This is a genomic window from Streptomyces sp. NBC_01433 (assembly GCF_026340105.1).
GTDB lineage: Bacteria > Actinomycetota > Actinomycetes > Streptomycetales > Streptomycetaceae > Streptomyces.
Genome location: NZ_JAPEPM010000008.1, coordinates 72671 through 93150, shown reverse-complemented (window position 1 = coordinate 93150; position 20480 = coordinate 72671). Strand labels below are relative to the sequence as shown.

Below are 20480 nucleotides of genomic sequence, written 5' to 3'. Positions count from 1 at the left end.
CCACCGTCAAGTAGACGAGCCGCTAACCTGGCAGTGGCCTAAGCCAGTCATGGAGGAGAGTCCCGTTATGCCTGAGATTGACCGTCCAATTCCGCCTTACATGCAGGTGGTGAACGACCTGCGCGCACGCATCGTCGGGGGAGAACTCGCCGAGGGGGACACCGTTCCGAGCGAACGGCAGATCGCCGAGGACTGGGGAATCTCTCGCGCGACCGCGACCAAGGTCCTCGCCTCGCTCCGCTCCGAGGGGCTGGTTGAGTCTCTCCAGGGCATCGGCACCGTGGTCCGAGCCCGTGCCAGCCTCCACCACTCCCCGGCCGATCGGCTGCGGACGATGACCAAGACCGGACGGATCTACCCGCCCGGTCAGTACGCCGTCATCAAGTCCGCCGGCCTCGCCCCGGCGCCCGCCCACGTCGCCGAAGCCCTGGGGATCGCCGAAGGGGCGCAGGCGATCCGGCGTCATCGCGTGACCCACAACGAGGACGGCCCCGTCAGCTCCTCGGTCAGCTGGTTCCATGCCGAGTTGGCCGACGCGGTGCCGTCTCTGCTCGAGGCGGAGCGGATCCCGGGCGGTACGCCGGGCGCGATCGAGCAGGCGACCGGACGGTCCTGGATCGAGGGCCAGGACCAGATCGGCGCGAAGAACGCGACGGCCGAAGAGGCTGAAGCACTCGGTCTCGCCGAAGGAGCCGCGTTGATCGTGGGCCGCAACACGACGCGGGACGCCGAGGGCGGGGTCATCGAGTACGGCGAGTACATGAGCGCCGGCGACCGATGGAGCACCTACAGCTACACGCGAACACAGGACTGAGGCCCTAACTTCTCATGAGAAGTTGAGCTAAGGTTCGGCCATGACGAAAAGCCGTCCTCCACACGACACGACCCCGCGTATCAATGTGATCGCCGCTGATCTGCGGTCTCGCATTGACGCGGGGGAGTTCCCGCCGGGCAGCAAGCTGCCCTCCACCCGCCTGCTCGCGGCCCACTACGAGATCAGCGGGCAGGCCATCGCCCGCGTCGTCGCCCTCCTCAAGGCGGAGGGCGTCGTCGTCGGCAAGCAGGGCTCCGGGGTGTTCGTTCGCGAGTGGAAGCCCTTGGTCTACCGCCCGCAGCAGGAGTTCAAGCGGCTCCCGCCGAACGTCGACATCTTCACCAACCTGCTCTCCGCCGAGGGTCGGGTGGGAAGCCAAGAGATCGACATCACGACCGAGATCCCCGACGAAGCGATCCGCGGCCGACTGCAGCTCGCCGAGGGCGAGGAAGTCGCCGCCCGGCTCCGGACCAGGAGCATCGAGGGCGAGATCTACAACCTGAACGACTCGTACGTACCCCTGGCCCTGGTCGAAGGCAGCGACTGGATGAGCGAGGCCGATGTCGCTCGTGGAACCAACCAGGTGCTGGCTGACCTCGGCAGGGAGCTCGTCAAGGCGCTGGATGAGATCTACGTCCGGCCTCCGAAGGCTGCCGAGGTGGAGCGCCTCAAGCTGCAGTCCGGGACCTGGGTGATCGAGCACATCGTGACCACATTCGACCGCGACGACGTGCCGGTGCAGGTGACGGTCAACATTCTCGCCGCCGACCGCCACGTGATCGTCTTCGAGCGGGACAAGTACCCGCTGCCCGGAGAGGCGACCGACTCTTGATCCTCGTACGTGCCGAACTGGCGGACGTGCCGCGTCTGCTGAAGTTCCGAACCGATACGGCGCTGTGGCTGAGCTCCCTGGGCACCGACCAGTGGGCGAAGCCGTTTCCCGCCGAGCACATCATGGCCAGCATCAGGGCCGGGGAGGTCTTCCTCCTCAAGGAGCACCAGGCCGCCGACGCCGCCGCGACCATCACCCTCGATCGCGACGCCGACGAACGCCTCTGGACTCCGGAGGAGCGCGCCGAGTCGGCCCTGTACGTCCACAAGCTGACCGTGGACCGGAAGTACGCGGGTGCCGGCCTCGGCCCCCGCCTCTTGAACTGGGCCGGTGACCAGGCGTCGAACCAGGGTGCCACCTGGCTCCGGCTCGACGCCTGGACGACGAACACGCAGCTGCAGGCGTACTACCTCGGGCAGGGCTTCCGTCACGTCCGGACGTCCACCGACCCGACGGTGGTCTCGGGATGGGCCGCTCAACGCCCCGCTCGCCCTGCTGAGTACGACTTCGACGACCAGACGTTGACGGCCACCGTCCCGCCTGACGGGACGTGAACAGAGAACCCTGCCCGTCACATGGGAAACCCGGGCCTCAGCAACGAAAACCCGTGTTCAGCCGTTGGGCTGGCATGTAGGAAGAGGAAGATGTTCGAGCGCGTGTCGTAGCTATCCACTCTCACTGGCTGCGGAACGCAAGAAGCCCCGTCAAAGGACGGGGCCCTGTACGGACGGGTCGGGCTCTCACCCCCGGCCAGTCGAAGCTCTCCAGTAGAGGTGGAGGCCGCTCTCTATGAGCGTACGCAAGACCGTCGGGGCTAACCAGCCCGACGCTTCATCCGTCAAGGTCACTACGGCGCGTTTTGACCGGTTCGGCCGACGTTTCTCCGTGGGATTCCCCACCCCGGCCGGGACCGAAGTCCGCGCTCGCGGGGGTGTCCGCTTTGGCGAGTACACCCAGCTCATGACCAACATGCCCCTGTTTCACGAGCCCGCCTTCGCGGGCCGCGCCCCGGTTCTCGCGGGGGGTGCGCTGTGAGCGACTTCCACGACGAGAACGAGCTGTGGGCGGACGGCGTCCCGGAGGATGCCGAAGAGGCTGTCGCCGACCTTACCGAGGACGACCTCGACGAGCTCGACGGCCCGCCGGTGGAATTCCGCCGGGGCCGGCGCTCGCGCTTCCCGTTCGCGATGACCCCGCAGTGGGTCTTGCTGATGACGGAGCTGTCGCACCCGGCGTTCCGGCTGTACTGCCTGATGCTCGCGCACGTGAGCTCCGAGCGGGACGACCAGCTGGTGTGGCCGCACCAGAAGACGCTGGCCAAGCTGATGGGCTACAGCCGTAAGGCGTCCGTCCCGCCCCTGGTCAAGCTGCTGGTGAAGCTGGAGCTGGTGGAGGTGGAGGAGAAGCGGTACGGCCACAACAACAGCCGTCGCCGCAACGTCTACACCGTCCACGAGGAGCCTCCGGCCCACTGGAAGGGCTGGGCCTCGCTGAAGGAGTTCTACGCCGCCGAGAAGGCGGAGCGGAAGGCGGCGCGGGCCGCCGAGCAGAAGGCGGCGGCCGCGGCGACGAAGGCGGCGGCCAAGGCCAGCAAGCCGCGCGGTTCCGCAGGCCAGGGCCAGGATGCTCCTGCTCCCGCGCCGTCTCCGGAACACGGCAAGAGCGGTGAGGCCGCTCCGGCCGGGCGGGGTCACGGTGAGCCGGGGAGCTCCGCCGCACCCGCCGGCGCGAAGCCGCCCCGGAAGAAGGCACCCGCGAAGAAGGCGCCTGCGAAGAAGGCGGGCAAGGCGGGGGTCCGGATGACCCGGGAGCAGGCGGCCGCGGTGGCGACGGTGGAGGCGGCCTGGCCCGCCGAGCTCGCCGCGCTGCTGCCGAAGTACCGCCCGGACGTCATCCGCGACGCGGTCCTCGAGGCGCTGGACTTCGGGCGCTCGCCGCAGCAGCTGGTGGAGCGGGTCCAGCGGCGGTGGTCGCTGCACGGCTACTCGGACGCCCTGCTGCCCGGCGGCAAGGGCATCGACACGCCGGTCGGCGTCGCGGTCGGCCTGGTCCGCCCGTCGACGGACTGCCCGGACCCGATGTGCGAGGACGGCACCACGCTCCACATGAACGACGCCTGCCCGAAGTGCATCGAGCGCCGGATCGACCGCAAGGCCGATCACCGTGCGGGCCGGGTGCCCGACCAGCGCAAGGACCGGGGGCCGGCCCCGCAGTGGTGGACGTGTGAGGGGCCGGACTGCGAGAAGCCGGGCAAGGGCGAGCGCCCGGAGGACGGCCTGTGCGCCACCTGCCGCGAGGAGATGAAGGCGGCGACCGATCGTCTCGCCGCCAAGTTCGCCGCCGAGGACGCCGAGCGTCAGCGCCGCGCTGATGTCCAGTGGCAGGAGCTGGTGGAGGAGGCGTACGCCGAGCAGCAGGAGCGCGAGGAGCGGGCCGCCGAGGAGCAGGCGGCCGCCGCCGAACGCGAGCGTCAGCGGGCCGCTGACGCTGCCGAGAGCCAGCGGATCCGCGAGGAGCTGCTGCGCGAGCACCCCGAACTTGCCCAGTACGCGCAGGCGCAGGCGTGAGGAGTCGACGATGACGATCCGGCACGGACGATCGCGGGCGGTCGGGGTGTCGCCCGAGATCCTGGCGGCGGGCCTGTCGCTGGCCGACCTCGGGCTGTACGTGAAGGTGGAGCAGCTCCAGGACGTCCTGGAGGGCGACGTCACCGTCGACGCCGTCGTCCAGGCGCTCGTCCACGGAGCGACCGGCCCCGTCCCCGGCTCCACCGCCGAGGACCTGCGCGCGGGCGTGGAACGCCTGGTGCGCTGGGGGATCTACACGCTGTAGGCGGGGCCGCGCGGCCTCTCCAGCCGTCGCTCAGCCGCAGCCCGGACCGGGCTGCGGCGCTTCGGCATGTCCGCCCGCAGAGCACACGCACCCCGGCCGCCGGCTGCACCGCCGACCGAACGCGCTCGAACGGCTCGCCCACACCTATGCATCACGACGCGACGGTGCACCCCGCGACGTCCAGTGCCTGCGTGATGAGCCCGTGCTCGTCGTCCGAGAACGGCCGGGTGGAGTCCCACTCGTTGCGCCCGTCGAACCCGAACAGGATCACCGGCCCCCGGGTCTCGGGGGCGGCCTGGACCGGGAACCCGGCGACGTGCGCGAGCATCGCCGCGGCGTAGGGGTTCGGGGCGTACTCGTCGCGCAGGACCAGGGCGCAGTCCGACGTGGCGATCCGCAGCCGTGCGTCGTCGCTCAGGAACGCGCGCCCGATCCCGTGCGGCCCGAGCTGCTTCTCGGCGCGGGCGATCCGGTCGCCCCACTCGGCGCGGCCGTCGGGGTGGACCAGGACGTAGACCGGTGTCGTTGCCATGCGGAGGTTCCTCCCGGGAGACGGCTCGCGGACGCAGCATCGTCGTGCGTCCACGACGTGCCCTGTCCAACGATCGGGGGTCCTCTCAGGTGCGCTGAGCTGCGCGAACGCTTGAGTTACCGGCTCCCGGCCATCGGCCCGGAGCCGTGCCCGGCTCGCGCGGCCGCCGTACGGCTGTGTCGCACTTGGCCTCTGACCTGGGGAAACGTTCGAGTTAAGCCGTCCCGGCGGTGGTCTCCCGCGCCCTTAACTCGAAGATCCACATGCCGCGCCCGGGGTATCCCGGGGTCCTTAATTGAAGCGTTTCCGCAGGTCAGCCCGGAGATACGGTTTTCCGTATCTCCGGCGGTACGGTTTTGCGTACCACCGGTGGTGCGGTTTTCCGTATCGCGTTAACTAGACGAAGATCCTTAACTAGACGAAGTACCGAACCAGAGACAGCGCCTTCGGCGCGTAGCGCCGCTGACGCCCGGAGGGCTATCTGCGGGTAGTAGCGCGCGTGGGCTCGCGAGGCGGCTCCGCCGCGTCCGCCGGCGCAAGCGCCGAGGGGATCACCTCGGTCAGGGAGGACAGGCAGGGCGGCGGGCCGGTGGTCCCGGAACAGCGCCGCGGCGGGCCCGGCCTGGGTGGGCACCAACTCGCCGGATCGGTGAGCGCATCAGGTGGTTTCCCCTAACAGGCCCTTGCGCGGCTCTCCCCAGTGGGTCCAGTCCTCCCGGTACTGGACCCACTGCCATTTTCCGGGCCGACCCCCTCACGCTGAAAGCGCAGGTTGGAGCCGCAACCACGGCGCGGCCGCAGACAACCGAACAGCCGAGCGACCGGCAGGGCCGCTCTAAGAGCGCGAGGGCCTGTTAGGGGTCAGAGGAGAGGGGCGCGGGGCCCGTCACCCGTTCGGGTGAGGGCCGGTGCCGGGCTGACGGCATCGTCGTGGCCGGCGTAGTGACGGGCCCCGCGCCGTGGGGGCTGGCCTGAGTGCGTACGTGCAGGTCAGGAGATATGACGTCCCTCCGGGACGGCTCAACTTCCCCAATCGGCTCCGCCGGGGCGCCACAGGCGCCCCGGCTCCACCGATGGACAGCGGACGGGCTTCGCCCGGCAACTGGAAGAGCGGGGTGGCGCGTCCGTAGATCGCCGTCTGACGGCCGTTCGTGGGTTCGGGGTGGAACGGGGCCCCCGCCGCGTGATCGGCGCTCTCCGGGCCGTACAGGGGCCTTCCTGGGGCTTTCCTGGTCGGGGGCGTAATCCGGATGTGGGCACGGTGGGGCTGATGGCGCACCGGGCGGTCGACGATGCGCGGGCCCGGGAAGCGGCCTGCGTCGCCCTCTCCCGGACGATCACCCGGCGGATGCCCACCGGGAGGGCCGGGGTGCTGCTCGGCGCTCTCGCGGCCGTTGAGGGCTTCGGGGTGCCGGGGGCGGAGCGGCGGCCGCGGACCGGGCCGCGCACGCGCGCAGCAGCTCTTTCCTACGGTTCACCTTCGGTTCCCTACAGTTCTGGGGGTCGGAATCTGACCCCTCCCAGGGTCGGAAACTGACCCCCCGCCGGGTCGGAATCTGACCCGGGGGGTCTGAAAGCGCCCCGGTCGGAACCTGACACCGACCTGCCGGAAACCGGCACCTCCGCCGGCCTCTGCTCTGTTCCCTCCGGTTCCTTTCGGTTCACTTCTGTTCTGGGTGCCGGTAGCCGGTACATCGACCTGCCGGCGACCGGCACACCGAGGTACCCGCTACCGGCACCCCACCTGCCGGTTTCCGGCACCCCGGGCCCTGGCGGACGGCCCGGAAACCGGCACCTCCGGCGTGTCAGCGGATCGCTGACGCCGGAAAGAGCTATCTGTTTCGCTGAGCAAATGGATAGCTGAGCGAGTTTCCTTTGCGCTTGGCTGAACGAGTAACTGAATGGGTAGCGCGAAGCGACTTTTACAGCTCCCATTTTCGCTAGCGGAAATGCTCGCTTAGACGTAATGGGGCGGGGTCGGGTTTCCGAATTCTCCCGCGCGTGTGCGGGGTCCCGCGTGACGATGACCTCGGGTTTTCGGCGAGGAAGGGGAGGAAGCGCGTGAGCATGATGCGCAAGGGCTGCTCGGTGGCCACCACGTTCACGGTGGAGGAGCTGGCCTATCTGGCATCGCGTCCGGTCGGCGCGAACGTGGTGGAGGCGTTCGCGTGGTGCGAACTGGAGCCGGGCCACGAGGGGGAGTGGCACTACGCGCTGGGACAGTCGGCGAACGACGGCCGCTGGTGGCTGCGCTGGAAGCCGACCGGCCGCGAGCTCCTGGTCCGCGAGAGCTGCACCGCCAAGGGCGAGCCGCTGCCCGTCCCGCCGAAGCGGCAGTATCCCGACGCGCCCCACCTCGACGTCGAAGAACCCGTCGTTCCGCAGGAGCGGCCCTGCCTGCTGTTCGCCGAGCACCCGGGTGTGCACAGCTTCGCCCTCAGGTTGGGCCACGGCGACCGCCGTCCGGCGCTGAGCGTGGGCCAGGTGCGCCGTGCGTGGCACACGCTCGCCGACGACACCCCGATCCGAATCGCGGCGGCCGGCACCGGAGTGCTCACCGAGAACGCCGCCGAGGTGCTGGTGCAGGCGACTGGCGAGGCGTGGCTGCAGAACTCCCCGTCCGGCGGGGTGCGCGGCATCGCGGTCCTCCTGGCCGGTCTCGGTGCGCTCCCCGCGCAGGTCACTGCGCCGGACGACGGACCGGAGCCGGACACCGCGGCGGACGCCGGCGGGAAGAAGAAGGTGCCCGCCTACATCGCCGAGGCGCTGCTCGACCGACTCCGGAACACGGTCGTCGCGCTGCAGGGCACCGACCGCACGGTGACGCTCTCCTCGTTCGTCCAGGACGCGGTCGCCGCCGCCATCAAGGAGGCGGAGGGCAAGCACAACGGCGGCCGCCCCTTCCCCGCACGGCGCAAGGAGCTGAAGACCGGCCCCCCGATCGACTGAGCGAGGGGCGTGTCGCGGTCCCGGAGACCTGGCCGCCGCGGTGAGGCTGGGGCGGTGACGACGACCTGCGGGCACTGCGCCGCCTCGACCTGCCGCGAGTGCTTCCCCACCCCGCCCCCGCAAGACACCTTGTGCGCGGCGTGCGACCGGATGAAGTGCGCCGACTGCGGCGTGTGCGGGTGCGCCTCGCAGTGCGTCAGCTGCGGCGGGCCGCTGAGCAAGGCGTTCTCCGTGCACCCGGGCGGCGGGGCCTCCTGCTGGTGCGCGTGCGTGTGTACGGCGCTGGTGATGGAGCGGGAGGCCGTGGACGTCGACGCCTGAGCGAACACGGCGGCGCCCCGGAGGACACGATCCTCCGGGGCGCCGCTGTCGGTCCGTACGGGCTCACCCGGCGGCGGCCGCCTTCGAGGGGCGGCCCCAGCCCTGGCCCCGGTCGATCGCGGCGAGCAGCACCGGCTCCCAGCCGGCGGCCGCGAGCGAGGCGGTGTCGGCCAGGCCCGCGTCCGCGAGGGTGGACAGCTGCACCGTGTGCTCGATGCCCTCCGCCCACGCGTCGCGCACCGCCTGGCGGACCGCGACGCGGGCCTGCAGCTCGGCGGTGGAGTTCTCCTCGCCCGCCCGGCGCACCTCGGCGAGGGCGCGGCCGCGGGCGGCGACGTCGTCCAGGAGCACGGCGGCCTTCTCGGCGTCCGGCACTGTCGGCGCCCGGACGGCGGTCGGCTTCACGCCCCGGCGCAGCTGCTCCATGCGCGTGGGCAGCGGCTCCCAGGAGGGCTGGCCGGTCATCTCGATGTTCGTGTCGACGACCGCGCGGGTCCAGGCACGGGCCAGGCCGCGAGGCATCAGCGGCGTCCCGGCCGGGACCGGCTGGCCGTCCTGGTGATTGCCGTGCAGGGAGACCCACAGCGCGGTGGCGGTGCCGCCGACGCGCTCCAGCAGCCGCAGCCGCTCCGGCAGCCACCGCTTGAGGGCCGCCCTGGAGAGGCCGGACAGGGCGAGCAGCTCGGTGAACGCCTCCGCCTCGCTCCAGCCCTGCGGCCGGCGCACCACCCGCAGGTCCTCCAGCGTCGGCGAGAGGTCCTCGATCGTGCGGGCGCACATCTCGCCCGCCCGGATGCCGGTGTCGGAGACGACCGCGCCGACCGCGAGCATCCGCAGCTGGCTGGTGGTCGCGTCGGCGGAGTCGGCGAGCTCGGTGAGCTGGGAGCGCAGCAGGGAGCGGGGCCGCTTGGCCACGGGCGCCTTGCGCGGCGGGTCCGGCTGCGGCGGGAGCTCGGCGAAGTCCTCGGCGCCGCACGCCGTCACCAGGAGCTTGAGGACCTCCAGGCGGATCTGCTCGGAGTGATCCGAGCCCTTGGCCGGGTCGGCGGCCGTCCGCACGCGCAACTTCCCGGTGCGGGCCAGGCGCAGATAGACGTCGACCGGTTCGGCGGTGAAGACCTGGCGGACGCCGGCGTCGTCGGCGAGCGGGTGCTCGGCGTGGGCCAGGGCGCGGGTGTACTCGTTCGCCACCCACTTCACCTGGCGGGCCCGGGAGGCGGACACCGAGGGCCAGGACGTCACCTCGGCGGCCGCCGCGGCGAGCAGCTCGGCGCCGGTCAGCCTGCTGTCGACGACGTCGACGACTGTCTCCTCGACGCTCACGACGCCTCACCGCGAACGGAGGTGACCCGGCTGCGGGCGGCGGACTGTTCGGCGAGCAGCTCCACCAGGGCGGCCACGGCCTTGGTGGCGGCGGCGGCCTGCTTCCCGGTCGGCTTCGGCGTTTCGCCGCTGTACGGGGCGAGGTGGTACCGCACGCTCGACAGCCGGGCGGCCAGCCGTGCCGGGCTGCCGTCGGTGGCGAGCAGCTCCCCGATCGCGTGCAGCTCAGCCCGCGTCCCTGCGTGGTCCAGGCTCTGCAGGTCCCATGCGCCGGACGTGTCGTAGACCTGCTCGGCGACCTCCCGGATACGGTCCGCGTGCGCCACGCACCACGCCTCCTCGGCCCGGTCGCGGGCCTTGTCCAGGCGCTGGGAGGCGACGTCGCGGCCGCGGTAGGTCTGCGCGCCGCGCTCCAGGCGCAGGGCCCGGGTCTCGGCGGACTGCCGGGTTCCCAGCCCGAGCGCGTCGGCGACCTTCTGCCAGGACGCCCCGCGGGTGCGGGCGGCCCTGATGAGCTTGAGCTCCATGGTGTCCAGGTGCCGGCGGGCCTCGTCCACCTGCGAGAGCGCGGCGAGGACGTCTTCCGCCGGCACCTCGCGCGGCTCCTGGCCGTGCGGCACGTAGCCGCCGACGGCCACCAGTACGGAGGTGATCGCCTTCTCCGGGGACAGCGAGCCGCCGTACCGGGCGTCATTCTCGTCGCCGTAGCGCTCCGTCAGGAGCTTCTCGGCGGCCCGCTTCGTCTCGTGATGCTTCACGTAGTCCTTCGCCATGAGCGTCAGCATTCCACTGACACTCTCGGAACGTCAGCATTCCGCTGACAGTGCTATCGGGTGTGCGATCCAAACCGGACAGCACATAAGCCACTCAATCCGCTCGCCATACCGCTAGCGGAAATGCCAGACACCACGACTGAGCGGCTCAGATACCTGTTTGTCAAGCCTGTCAGCAACAGACGGAGAGAGCCGTCATGATGACCGGTAACGCTCGCTGTCGCGCGAGCCGTCCGGTGCGAGCCGGACGCCGGGTCGGCCTCGCCGCCGCCCCGGCATCGAGCCTATGAGCTGGCCTGCACGAGTCGGGCGAGCGGATTGGAGGACTACTGATGATGGCTCGCCCAGCGGCGGATGCTCGTCGCGCCCGCCGCATCGCCCTGCTGAACAACAAGGGGGGCGTCGGGAAATCCGGCACCACCGCCCGACTCGCCGAGGCCCTGGCGAAGGCGGGCAAGCGGGTGCTCGTCATCGACATGGACCCCCAGGGCAACAGCTCCGGGATGCTCGGCTGGCGATACGACCCGGAGCTGAAACAGCCGACGATCAGCCAGGCCATCAAGGCCAACACGGACCCCAACGAGGCTCTGGGGTGCGCTCGCCAGGTCTTCCAGCCGATCGGCTGGAAGTGCAGCTATGCCGAGCGGATCCAGATCGCGCCCGCGCGGCTGCCACTGGAGAACCGGATGTCGGAGGCCGGGATCGGCGGCGCCTGGCTCCGGCTGCGGCAGGCCCTGGAAGGCGCCGACAGCACTTTCGACTACGTGCTGATCGACTGCCCGCCCAGCCTGCTGCACCTCACTCAGCTCGCTCTCGCGGCCTCGGACGACGCGGTGATCGTGACCGACGCGGACGTCTACGCCATCGAGGGCGCGATCCGCGCACGCAACCTCATCGAGAAGAAGGCGGCCACCCACCTGAGCAACCCGGACCTGCAGATCCGCGGCGTGATCCTCAACAAGTTCCAGGACACCGTCCGCCAGCGCGAGCAGCGCGACTCCATCCACGACATCTTCGGCCCGCTGGTGTGGGCCCCGACGGTGAAGTACATCGAGTCCCTGGCGACCGCCAACACCAACTCCGTCTCCCTCGAGGAGTTCAAGGGCGACCGGGCCTCCGAGATCCGTGCCACCTACGAACTGCTCGGCCAGACCTTCCTGAAGGAGATTCCGCTCCCGTGACGCGCACCCGTACCGCTGAGAACCCGCAGCTGCCGGACGACGACGAAGACATCAACGTCGGCGACGACGCGAAGACGCCGAGGAAGCGCGCCGCCGTCACGCCGAACAGCCGTAAGCAGCTCGGTCGCCCGGAGCGCCGGCGCGGCCGCAAGCCCGGCCCGACCCGCGTGATGATGAACGTGCGCGTCCTGTTGGAGACCGACGACCTGGTCACCGAGATCGGTGAGGAGACCGGCATGGGCCCGCAGGACGTCACCGATATCGCGATCGCCCACTACGCCGCCTACCTGCGGCGATCCGGGAAGCTCCCCAAGGTCCCCAAGACGGTCCAGGCGGACCAGGAGGAGCAGACCGAAGCGTCCTGACCTCTCTCTCGCGAGCGGCCCCGTGGAACCGTCCACGGGGCCGCTCGCTGTTTCCTGGCGCCCTGTCAGTGCGGGGCGCTACCGTTTCCGTACGGCTAGACGCGTACTGCCGTGCACCGCCGTCCCGGCGCCCACGCCGCCCGGGACACCGTCGGTCAAGGTCTCTCGGGGCCCGCGAAGTTCAGCAACTGCTCTGTCCTGGATCGGCCCCGACGTACACACGGCCGGCGGGAGCGTGGGAGACCGCTGGGTCTGGAGTACGCATGTCGCCGAAGAAGCAGAGCACCGCGGCCCGCAAGGCCCGCGCCGCCGCCCGCGAGGGCGCGAAGTACACCGAGGCGCTACGCAGCGCCTCCCCCGACCCCGCCGCCCCGGACTGGGACGACCTGGTGGTCTCCGCCCTGTCCGCCGTCGTCGCCGCGCACAGCGTCGTGCCCGTGACGGTGATCTGGGATGAGGGCGCCCGGCACTCGATGGTCCAGCGCGACAACGGCGTGCGGTGGGGCGTCGCCGAGCCCGCCGCCGACGGCGTCGTCATCCGCGAGGTACGCAACGACGTCGGGGTGGTGGCCAAGGGCACGCGGGTGCCCGTGCCGCACCGCCGCGGCGACGGCCGGGTGGAGGTCGCCGCACTGTGGCCGCTCGTCTGGTGCTCGAACGACGAACCGTTCTGGCGCTACGTCCACAACGGCTGGTCGGTGGAGGAGCCCGGCGACTTCCCCCACGCCCTCGATCCGATGTGCCCCAGCGCGGACCTGCCGTACGAGGTGCGGGTCTACAACGTGCCGGACGGCATCGTGGGCGAGGACCACACCGGCACCACACCGCATTGGTGGACGCGGGCCTGGTGCGACCGCCTCGACAAGGCCGTCCTCCTGGCCGACACGGCGGTCGCCCACCGGCTGGGTGCCCCCTCCCGCCCGGCGGGCGGGGACTGCGGCGACCTGCGCGCCGAGGTCTGGCAGCACTCCACCACCGACCTGGGCACCCTGCCCTCGCGGGTCCACCGGGCCGACGCCGATCCGGACCGGCCCGTGGTGCCGCGCCTGCCGTTCGACACCTGGCCGGCGGGGCGTCCGGCCTCGACCGAGCCGACGCCGGAGCCGACCTGGTTCCAGGGCGAGAAGCACCCGCCGACCTACGACCTGCGGGTCTGGACGGAGGCCGACGGCTGGATGACGCTCGGCTGGATCGTCGGCGGCCGCGGCTCGGCGGGCATCGCCGCCACCCTGCTGCGCGTCGGCACCGGCGGCCCGTTCCCGTTCGCCGAGACGTGGGGGCCGCGCCACCCGGACGCCTGGAACTACGACTGGACGCAGGAGGGCCGGGAGCTGAGCGACCGTCACCCCGACGAGCCGTACGCCGAGAGCACCGTCCGCTACGACGAGAAGCGCCGCCAGGAGACGGCCGACCTGGCGGCCGCGCTCGCCGGGCGCAGCGGCGGCGCGCTCACCACCGAGCTGGCCGCCGCCCGCATCGAGGCCGGCGGGCAGAAGTACCGCGACTTCCTGCGTGTCGGGCAGATCTGCATCATGGACGCCCTCAACGAAAAGCGCCTGGCCGCCGAGGGAGACGAACGGCTGCGGATCCGCGAGGCGCTGGACGTCCTGGAGAATCACCACCAGGTTGACGACTGGGTCGCCGAGCTGACCGCCGCGCACATGGCGACCAACCCCCGCGACGGGCACTACACCGCAGGCGCCAGGCGGTGGCGTCGCCGGGCTCTGCAGGAGTACCTGTCGCCCGGCCGGGACGTCGACGGAGTTGACGGCCTGACCGCCTGATCGGGGCTCGCCGGGGCCTGCTCCACGGTGCCGGCCCCGGCGCCCCGCTGAATCCGCCGCCCGCCCCGCACACCCACCCGACCGCCACTTCGACCACGCTTTCGCCGGTGCTCCTGGGTTTCTCCTGGGCACCGGCTTTCCCTTTCCCTGACCGGCCCCTATTTCCCTTCCTCCATCAAACTCTGACCATCACTCCGTTCTTTCTCCAACTGCAACTCCCGCTCTCCGCACCCCCGTCCTGACCTCCTGACTGACGAGCCAATCCCACCCACGCTTTGAGGGACGATGAGCGTGGGTGGGATTGGCTCGTCAGTCAGGTTCCCGCAGGTCAGGACGGGGGTGCGGAGAGCGGCTTGTCACACGCTGGACACACCCTGGTTTATAGGCGGTTTTACACCCTGGAGTTTCCGCGAGGGTTTCCAGACTCAGCCGGAAAACCGGGCAGCAAGTTGGTGCCGAAGTACTACTTCGGCGAGCCCGGCCGGGGCCGAGCAAGATGGAGCCCGGGAGTTTCCCCCGAGCAACCGGACCGAGGGCGGCCCGGCAGAGGAACACGTCCCCGGTGTTCTGCAGCGCGCACGGCCTCCGCCACCGCGAGACCTGTCCGCGCTGCAGAATGCCGGGGCAGCGGGGGTCTGGGGGCCGGCGAAGGCCCCCAGCGGCCACCGGGCTACGCCACGTCGTTGAGTTCTCCCGCGACCTGGTCGCGGGGCACCAGTTCGTCGCTGGTGAGCGACGGCACGAGTTTCCCGACGTTGCCGTGCCGTCCGGGTTCGAGTTCGCGGATCCGGTAGGCCACAGGTGCCCCGGCCTCGCTCCACTCCGCCGCGTACACGATGGCGGGACGTCCGTCGGCGAGGCGGACCCGGGCGCCGTCACCGTGGCCGCCGTGCTGCTCGACCAGGAGGTCGTCCAGCCAGCCCTTCGGGGCGAGCCAGAGCACGCCGGGCGCCTCCATGTAGCCGTTGTAGTTCCGGCTCTCCGTCCACGCCCTGCGCCACTTGTCGACCAGGCGGCCGATCTCGTGCCGCTCGTCGGCCTCCTGCCACGACCGGATCTCCCGGTCGTCGGCGTCGACGAAGTCCGCGTACGCCTGCAGCTGCGGCTTCACCTCGCCCCACCAGCGCTCCGGCACCTTCGTCAGCAGTCGGGCCGCCGCACGGTCTAGCGGCTCCATCACCGCGTCGACCGCGGCCTGGTCGTCCGCCTCGACGGCCGTCCGCAGTTCTGCCCGGCCGGGGCGGAGCTCGGGGTGCTGGTCGGTGAGCATCGCGTAGACCAGGGCCAGCAGCCATGTGGCGTCGCGCGCGAAGAACGAGCCGTACGGGTGGCCCGGCGCCGGCGGCTCGAACCGGTGGTAGATCTCCCCGGCCCGGCCGTTCGGTAGCTGAGCCGCCCGCCGCACCCTGGACCGGACGTGCTTGGAGTCCTCCGGCCGCCACGGGTGGCACAGCGCGCCCGGGTGCGGCGTGCCGTCGCAGTCGGTCGCGCACACGGCGCGGGCGATCGGGTAGAGGCGCGGGGGAGTCGGCTCCTGGTCGTCCTCGGCGGCCGCCGGGGCGGTCGTCAGCGGCGCGCTGACAGCGGTCTCGGGGTCGGCGGCGAGGCGGCGGCGTGCTGCGGTGTACGAGATTCCCTCGCGCTCGGCGAGCTCCCGGGCCGCGCGCTTGAACTGCTTGTCGGTGGTCACAGTCGTCTCCAGATCGGCGGGAGATCCCACGCATCCCCGCCGTGGAAGACCACGGACAGCGGGACGATGCGGCACGTGAAGCGGAGCCCCTTGTCCTCGTTGCCGCTCCCGGCGTGGGCGGGATGCGGCTCGGAGTCGGGCCGACGTGTGGCGGCCGACTCTCAAGGTAGCGGCTGGGAACCGGACGGGTGGGGAGATCCCGGCCGCACTTCCCGCCCGGACGTCCAGGAGATCGAGGCCGATAGCGAGACACCTACCTTTGCGGCTCGCATTTCCGCTAGCGGAATTGATCGCTACTCAGCGACTTATGCGCGTGAGCTTTATGGATCGCCTCACGGCGAGCTAGTCAGAAGCCAACTCGGCAATGCGGTTGGGCTATGTTTTGAGCTAGCGCACATCGTGTCAGCGTTTCGCTGACGTGTCCGTGAGGCCCTGCCACCCGGGCCCGAGACCGCGCCGACGCGGCTTCGGGAGCTGTGAGGGCCGGGCGGCCGTTGCGGACACGGCGGCGTCGGCCTCCTGCTCCTGCCCGAAGTGGCGCAGCAGGGCCTTGGTCGCGGCGGGAATCGCGGCCAGGAGCCGGGCGGCCTCCGGGTCGATGTCGGCGAGCGCCGCGGCGAGGGTGTTGATGGCGTCCGCCGCGTCCTCGGCGGCCGCGAGGTTCCACCCGGCGGGGCCGGCCGCGTCGGCCAGCGCACAGGCCGCCTCGGCGGCCACCTCGGCGAGGGCCTCGACTCCGGGCGCGGCCCGATCGGGGAGTTCCATGTCCGGCTCAACGGGACCGGTCGAAAAAAGTACGGCGCGAAGTGTCACACGAGCATGATCATCCAGACCTCTAGCAAGTGAGAGGCGGATCTCTGTCCGGAGGTCCCCGTCACGCTTGATGAGGAGCACCGCATGTCGTTCGACGACACCGGTCACCGCGTGCCCGTGACCGTGCAGAACTCGCTCTGGACCTGGTCAAGAGACGTTCCGAGGGCGCGACGGCGCCTGATTTCCAGTGCCGTATCCAGTGCCGTGAAGGATTCGGCGGCCGCGCCCATCGCCGCAGGCCAGGCCCGTGGACAAGGGGGCGTCACCGACGCTGACACCTCTCTCCCTGTCCCTCCTGCGTCTGGAGGGCAGAGGTCTTCAACCCCCACGGCTCCCCGGGTCAGGGGAGACGCCCTGCGGATGCTCGCCTGCGTGCGCGTCGCGACCGCCCGCCAGATGGCGCGGGTGATCACAGCCGAGGACACGGACGGCCGGTCGTACGTGCGCCGGGCGATGCGGAAGCTGGCGGAGCAGGGGCTGGTGGAGACGAACGGCAAGCAGGGCAAGGAACTGATCTGGAATCTGACCCGGGCGGGGCTGCGGGCGGTGGCCGACGGCAACGAGCTGCCCGCCCGGCCGCGTGCCGGCACCGGAGCGAAGGCGGTCCGCGCCGGGTTCGGCCCGCACGCCCTGGCGGTGACGGAGACGATCCTCACCTTCGGCGGCCGCCAGCATCTGACCGACTGGCAGGTGGAGGTCAACCACGCCATCAAGGAGACGGGGCTGACGTTCAACACCGACGCCGTGCTCGCCTCGCCGGGCAAGACGTTCGAGGTCCGCCTCTTCGAGATAGACAACGGCACGATGTCGCGGGCCAAGCTCGCCCGCGAGGTCTGGGACTACGAGCGGTACGCCGGACACCGCGTCTGGGAAGGAGCCCGCGGCACCATCGGCGGCACGTTCCCGTTCTGGTCGCGCTACCGGTACACCCGCAGCGAGCAATTCCCGCCCCTGCACGTGGTCCTGGCGGGCAAGGAGGAGCACCTACTGAAGCGGCGCCTGGAGGCGCTCGCCGAGGCGGTCGACGGCATCACGGTCTCGGTGTTCGCCACCACGCTGCCCGCCCTGCAGCGCCGCGAGAAGTGGGTGCGGCTCGGCACCGACAACCCCGGCCGCCGACGGGAGCGGTACCCGGAGCCGGTCAGCCGGTGACCGGGCCGGGCCCGGGTCGTTGAACCTGGCGTACACGTGCACAGAGAAGCCCCGGGTCGTCATGGTCCCGGGGCTTCGTGCTGCTGATCGGTGTCCCGGCTCAGCGCGGCCAGGCGGCCGGAGTGCTCGGCGGCAGCGGGATCTCGTCCAACCGCAGCCACTGTTCCCGGCCGCTCTGGTCCGGCAGGCAGAACCGCACGTCCTGCGCCTCGTCCGACTCGTACGGGGCGTCTCCGACTGCCTGCAGCAGGGCGCGCAGCCTCGGGTGAGGGGCCTGCATCGCCCGGTCGCGTACGCCCTCGGCTCGCAGGGCGGCCAGCGTGAGGGACGCGGTGTTCACTCCGGTGCGGTGGTGACCGTCGGCGTGGGCGATTGCCTCCGGGTGTTCCACGATGGAGGCCAGGGCCTCGGGGCCGGCGACGGTGTACGTCAGCACCAGGTCGCCGCGCTGCAGCATCACCTGCGCCCCCGGTTCCACCAGCGAGCCGTCTTCGCGGGTCGACATGGCCACCTTGCCGACCATCGGGCCCATCCCGATCTTCCGGACCTCGGCGAACTGCTCGATCGTCGGGTCCACGAACCGCTCGGAGTCGGGGAGTACGAGGGCGCAGTGCCCGTTCCACTCGGTTCCCGTCCAGCTCGGTGTGAGCGAGCCGTAGAGGGTTCCGGTGCCGTTCTTCTTGCGGATGGCCACGGTGACGGGCAGCAGTTCGGCCCGCACTCCGAGCTGGCCGTAGGCGTTCCGCAGCGTCAGGCACGCATCGACGCAGATGTTCGCCGGAGCGCGGCCGTCGGAGAGGGCCGCCCACAGGAAGGGCAGCACCAGTTCCACGATCTGGTCCGGCTTGGCGTGCTCCAGCATCCGCGCCATGAGGTCCATGCTCCCCGGCAGTGCCGGAGCCGCCCTGCGCTGGCTCGGTAAGGAGGGACGGGAGACCCGCTTTTGCGGTGTCCGGTGCTTCTTGCCCCGCTGCTGCTTCGACATGGGCAGAGCCTAAAGATCCCGGCCGACCTTCAACAGGCCGCGTTCCGCCCGCGGCCGCCGGCCCGCGGGGCCCCTGCCGGAACGGGCGGTCAGCGGCTGGACGGCGAGGGTATGCATCGCGGCATGAATCGACTCACTCGACGCCGCTGGATCTTCTCCCCCATCACTTCGTGGCAGGCCAGGCGGCTTTCACGCACGACCGGCATCGACCACGACGCCGCATGGGTCAAGCTCCGCACCACCACCCACCCCGAGGAAGCCGTCTACGCCCCCCGCCAGTTACCCGGCGAGCAGGGCGGCCAGTAGCAGCGAAGCCCCGGACCGCACGGTCCGGGGCTTCGTCGCGTCCCGCCGGTCAGCGGTCGCTGGGGGCGAGCAGGCTGGTGACCTCGGCGAGGGCGGCCGCGCCGGGCTTGAAGTACTTCCGGGCGGCGCTGACGGACTTGTGCCTCGACTTCGCCATGAACAGCAGCAGGGAGACGCCCTGCTCGCCGAGGTGGGTCAGGCCGGAGTGCCGGAACTCGTGCGGGTCCCAGCCGGTGCCCTCCTCGCCGCCGACGCAGGTGTGCCGGTCCAGCAGGGCGCGCAGCTGGCCGTACGAGAGACGGGCCAGGCCGGTGTCGGGGCAGACGTCGCGCGGGGTGAGGACCTTGCCGGGGCCGGGCTTGCGATGAGTGACGAGCAGCGGGCCGCGGGTCCGCTCGCCGATCAGCCGGGGGAGGAGCCGGGCGGTGCCGGCGTCCCAGTAGACCGTCTCCGTGGCGTAGTCCTCGCGGGCCTGGCCCCGGCGGCGTACGGCCTTGGCGCCCTTGGCCTTCACCGGGGCCTGGCGGGCGGCGAGGTTGAGGTCCTCGATGTTGACGCCGAGCAGCTCGTCGGCGCGGGCGACGGTCTCGTAGAGCATCCGGTAGGTCACCTTCTCGCGCAGGCCGACGTCGCGCCGTGCGATCAGGCGGTCGATGGCGGTCTTCGAGCGGACCGGGGTGTCCGAGCCCGGGTCGGGCATCCGCTTGCACCAGGCCGGGATGTGCGGCGGCTGCAGGCCCGCGTCGTGGCACCAGGCGAGCCAGCCGCCGACCGCGCCGCGGCGGGCGTTCCACGTGCTGGCGGCCGCCGTGCCCCAGAGCTGTTCGAGGGCCTGGCCGATCTCGTCGTCGGCGAGGGCGGACAGCGGCCGGCCTTCGCCGAGCTCGGGGACGACCTTGCCGAGCGCCGTGGTGTAGCTCCGGCGGGTGTTCGCCACGGTGAGGGAGTCCAGGTAGCGGTCGGCGGCGGTGCGCACGGTCGCCGCTCCGGGGACGGTCTTGAGGGGGACGACGGTCGGCACGTCTCTCCTTGCCACAGATAACAGGTCCTCGTCATGTCGGAGAACGGGTACGTCCTCCCTGGTCAGGACTCACCCTAGTACAGATAACAGGGCAGTTATCTGCGTCAACGCGGGCCCCTCTTGGCGGGGGCCGGGGAGGGCGAGAGGATCAACCGGCGCGTGACCGACGCGTCCTGAAGGGGGATCGCATGACTCCGGCTGATCAATGGGCGCCGCCGCCGTCCGGCTTCTCCGAGCGGCAGTGGAAGCTCGCGACGCTCCTGCGCCCTCGCGCCAAGGACTTCTGGGTGTACTACGCGCCGAGGAACGGGGCGGGTGCCGAGCAGCTCCGGGTCTGCGAGCGCAGCGGCTACGACTTCGCCCGGCTCACCTGGCAGTCCTGCGCCGAGTGCCGCAGCGGCCACATCATGAAGATCCGGGTGACGGACGACTGGCTCCGCCAGGGCTACGGCACGCGCATGGTGCTGCGCGCGATGCACGGCTGCGAGGCGTACACGTGGACCACCACCCCGCAGTCCGAGGACGCGCAGCGGTTCTTCCCGGCGCTGAGCGCGGCCTTGGGCACCGGCTTCCCGGTGGGCAGGCCGTGCGGGCACAACGCTCGCGGCGGCGGATACGCCGAGCCGCGGCTCGAAGGCCGGCCCGACGCTTCCTGACCGCCGGGCCGATCCGGACAGCGCCCCGTCGGGCGGCCGGACAGCCGTCTCCCACGGGAGAACGATGATCACACCGGGTACCCGGGGTACCCGATCCGCTGTCCTTCTCCCCGCACCCCTCATCCGTCCCGTACGCCCCGCACAGCGCTGA

Annotated in this window: 21 protein-coding genes; 14 read left to right on the top strand and 7 right to left on the bottom strand. The window is 71.3% G+C overall.

Features of this window, described 5'->3' with window-relative positions; all coding sequences use genetic code 11:
- Window positions 1–67 precede the first annotated feature (67 nt).
- The 6 genes from OG413_RS46065 to OG413_RS46040 all read left to right on the top strand — a co-directional run bounded on the left by OG413_RS46065 (window position 68) and on the right by OG413_RS46040 (window position 4478).
- Window positions 68–814, top strand: coding sequence for a GntR family transcriptional regulator (locus OG413_RS46065; protein WP_266815918.1), 747 nt, complete (start codon window positions 68–70; stop codon window positions 812–814).
- 40 nt (window positions 815–854) lie between these two features.
- A complete protein-coding gene (locus tag OG413_RS46060; RefSeq protein WP_266815917.1) occupies window positions 855–1646 on the top strand; it encodes a GntR family transcriptional regulator in 792 nt (263 codons plus the stop codon).
- Complete coding sequence (locus OG413_RS46055; protein ID WP_266815916.1) at window positions 1643–2200, top strand: GNAT family N-acetyltransferase; 558 nt, start codon at window positions 1643–1645, stop codon at window positions 2198–2200. Before OG413_RS46060 ends, OG413_RS46055 begins: the two co-directional genes overlap by 4 nt.
- A 235-nt stretch (window positions 2201–2435) precedes the next feature.
- On the top strand, window positions 2436–2681 hold the full coding sequence (locus OG413_RS46050; RefSeq protein ID WP_266815915.1) for a hypothetical protein: 246 nt from the start codon (window positions 2436–2438) through the stop codon (window positions 2679–2681).
- On the top strand, window positions 2678–4213 hold the full coding sequence (locus tag OG413_RS46045; RefSeq protein ID WP_266815914.1) for a helix-turn-helix domain-containing protein: 1536 nt from the start codon (window positions 2678–2680) through the stop codon (window positions 4211–4213). Before OG413_RS46050 ends, OG413_RS46045 begins: the two co-directional genes overlap by 4 nt.
- 10 nt (window positions 4214–4223) lie before the next feature.
- A complete protein-coding gene (locus OG413_RS46040; protein ID WP_266815913.1) occupies window positions 4224–4478 on the top strand; it encodes a hypothetical protein in 255 nt (84 codons plus the stop codon).
- A 151-nt stretch (window positions 4479–4629) separates the two neighbouring features.
- On the opposite strand, the gene OG413_RS46035 is transcribed toward OG413_RS46040, so the two are convergent.
- The gene (locus tag OG413_RS46035; protein ID WP_266815912.1) at window positions 4630–5010 is read right to left on the bottom strand and encodes a hypothetical protein; all 381 of its coding nucleotides are present in this window, start codon (window positions 5008–5010) and stop codon (window positions 4630–4632) included.
- A gap of 2061 nt (window positions 5011–7071) precedes the next feature.
- Here OG413_RS46035 and OG413_RS46030 point away from each other — a divergent pair.
- Together OG413_RS46030 and OG413_RS46025 are read left to right on the top strand one after the other, a co-directional pair.
- On the top strand, window positions 7072–7959 hold the full coding sequence (locus tag OG413_RS46030; RefSeq protein WP_266815911.1) for a hypothetical protein: 888 nt from the start codon (window positions 7072–7074) through the stop codon (window positions 7957–7959).
- A 54-nt stretch (window positions 7960–8013) separates the two neighbouring features.
- Window positions 8014–8280, top strand: a complete 267-nt coding sequence (locus OG413_RS46025; RefSeq protein WP_266815910.1) for a hypothetical protein — start codon at window positions 8014–8016, stop codon at window positions 8278–8280.
- A gap of 63 nt (window positions 8281–8343) precedes the next feature.
- Here the strand turns inward: OG413_RS46025 and OG413_RS46020 are convergent, their stop codons facing one another.
- Both OG413_RS46020 and OG413_RS46015 read right to left on the bottom strand, forming a co-directional pair.
- Window positions 8344–9603 (bottom strand): hypothetical protein, encoded by a 1260-nt coding sequence (locus OG413_RS46020; RefSeq protein ID WP_266815909.1) that lies wholly within the window; start codon window positions 9601–9603, stop codon window positions 8344–8346.
- On the bottom strand, window positions 9600–10376 hold the full coding sequence (locus OG413_RS46015; protein WP_266815908.1) for a hypothetical protein: 777 nt from the start codon (window positions 10374–10376) through the stop codon (window positions 9600–9602). The genes OG413_RS46020 and OG413_RS46015 overlap by 4 nt, the downstream gene beginning before the upstream one ends.
- 332 nt (window positions 10377–10708) lie before the next feature.
- Between OG413_RS46015 and OG413_RS46010 the strand changes: the two genes are divergently transcribed.
- The 3 genes from OG413_RS46010 to OG413_RS46000 all read left to right on the top strand — a co-directional run bounded on the left by OG413_RS46010 (window position 10709) and on the right by OG413_RS46000 (window position 13706).
- Window positions 10709–11557, top strand: coding sequence for a ParA family protein (locus OG413_RS46010; RefSeq protein ID WP_266815907.1), 849 nt, complete (start codon window positions 10709–10711; stop codon window positions 11555–11557).
- Window positions 11554–11922, top strand: coding sequence for a hypothetical protein (locus tag OG413_RS46005; protein WP_266815906.1), 369 nt, complete (start codon window positions 11554–11556; stop codon window positions 11920–11922). The genes OG413_RS46010 and OG413_RS46005 overlap by 4 nt, the downstream gene beginning before the upstream one ends.
- A 263-nt stretch (window positions 11923–12185) precedes the next feature.
- Entirely contained in the window at window positions 12186–13706 is a 1521-nt protein-coding gene (locus OG413_RS46000; RefSeq protein ID WP_266815905.1) for a hypothetical protein, read from the top strand.
- Between the two features lie 670 nt (window positions 13707–14376).
- Here OG413_RS46000 and OG413_RS45995 read toward each other — a convergent pair.
- Together OG413_RS45995 and OG413_RS45990 are read right to left on the bottom strand one after the other, a co-directional pair.
- The gene (locus OG413_RS45995) at window positions 14377–15396 is read right to left on the bottom strand and encodes a hypothetical protein (protein WP_266815904.1); all 1020 of its coding nucleotides are present in this window, start codon (window positions 15394–15396) and stop codon (window positions 14377–14379) included.
- Between the two features lie 402 nt (window positions 15397–15798).
- On the bottom strand, window positions 15799–16161 hold the full coding sequence (locus OG413_RS45990; protein ID WP_266815903.1) for a hypothetical protein: 363 nt from the start codon (window positions 16159–16161) through the stop codon (window positions 15799–15801).
- A 132-nt stretch (window positions 16162–16293) separates the two neighbouring features.
- Here OG413_RS45990 and OG413_RS45985 point away from each other — a divergent pair, with 132 nt between their 5' ends.
- Window positions 16294–17361 carry a replication-relaxation family protein gene (locus tag OG413_RS45985; protein WP_323138050.1) on the top strand — a complete coding sequence of 356 codons (1068 nt, stop codon included), beginning with the start codon at window positions 16294–16296 and terminating at the stop codon, window positions 17359–17361.
- A gap of 100 nt (window positions 17362–17461) precedes the next feature.
- Here the strand turns inward: OG413_RS45985 and OG413_RS45980 are convergent, their stop codons facing one another.
- Entirely contained in the window at window positions 17462–18346 is an 885-nt protein-coding gene (locus tag OG413_RS45980; RefSeq protein WP_266815901.1) for a hypothetical protein, read from the bottom strand.
- Window positions 18347–18469: 123 nt separating this feature from the next.
- Between OG413_RS45980 and OG413_RS45975 the strand changes: the two genes are divergently transcribed.
- Entirely contained in the window at window positions 18470–18652 is a 183-nt protein-coding gene (locus tag OG413_RS45975; protein WP_266815900.1) for a hypothetical protein, read from the top strand.
- A 49-nt stretch (window positions 18653–18701) separates the two neighbouring features.
- On the opposite strand, the gene OG413_RS45970 is transcribed toward OG413_RS45975, so the two are convergent.
- Window positions 18702–19673 carry a site-specific integrase gene (locus OG413_RS45970; protein WP_266815899.1) on the bottom strand — a complete coding sequence of 324 codons (972 nt, stop codon included), beginning with the start codon at window positions 19671–19673 and terminating at the stop codon, window positions 18702–18704.
- 188 nt (window positions 19674–19861) lie between these two features.
- Here OG413_RS45970 and OG413_RS45965 point away from each other — a divergent pair, with 188 nt between their 5' ends.
- Window positions 19862–20329: a hypothetical protein gene (locus OG413_RS45965; RefSeq protein ID WP_266815898.1), complete on the top strand. Its 468-nt coding sequence runs from the start codon at window positions 19862–19864 to the stop codon at window positions 20327–20329.
- Window positions 20330–20480: the final 151 nt, after the last annotated feature.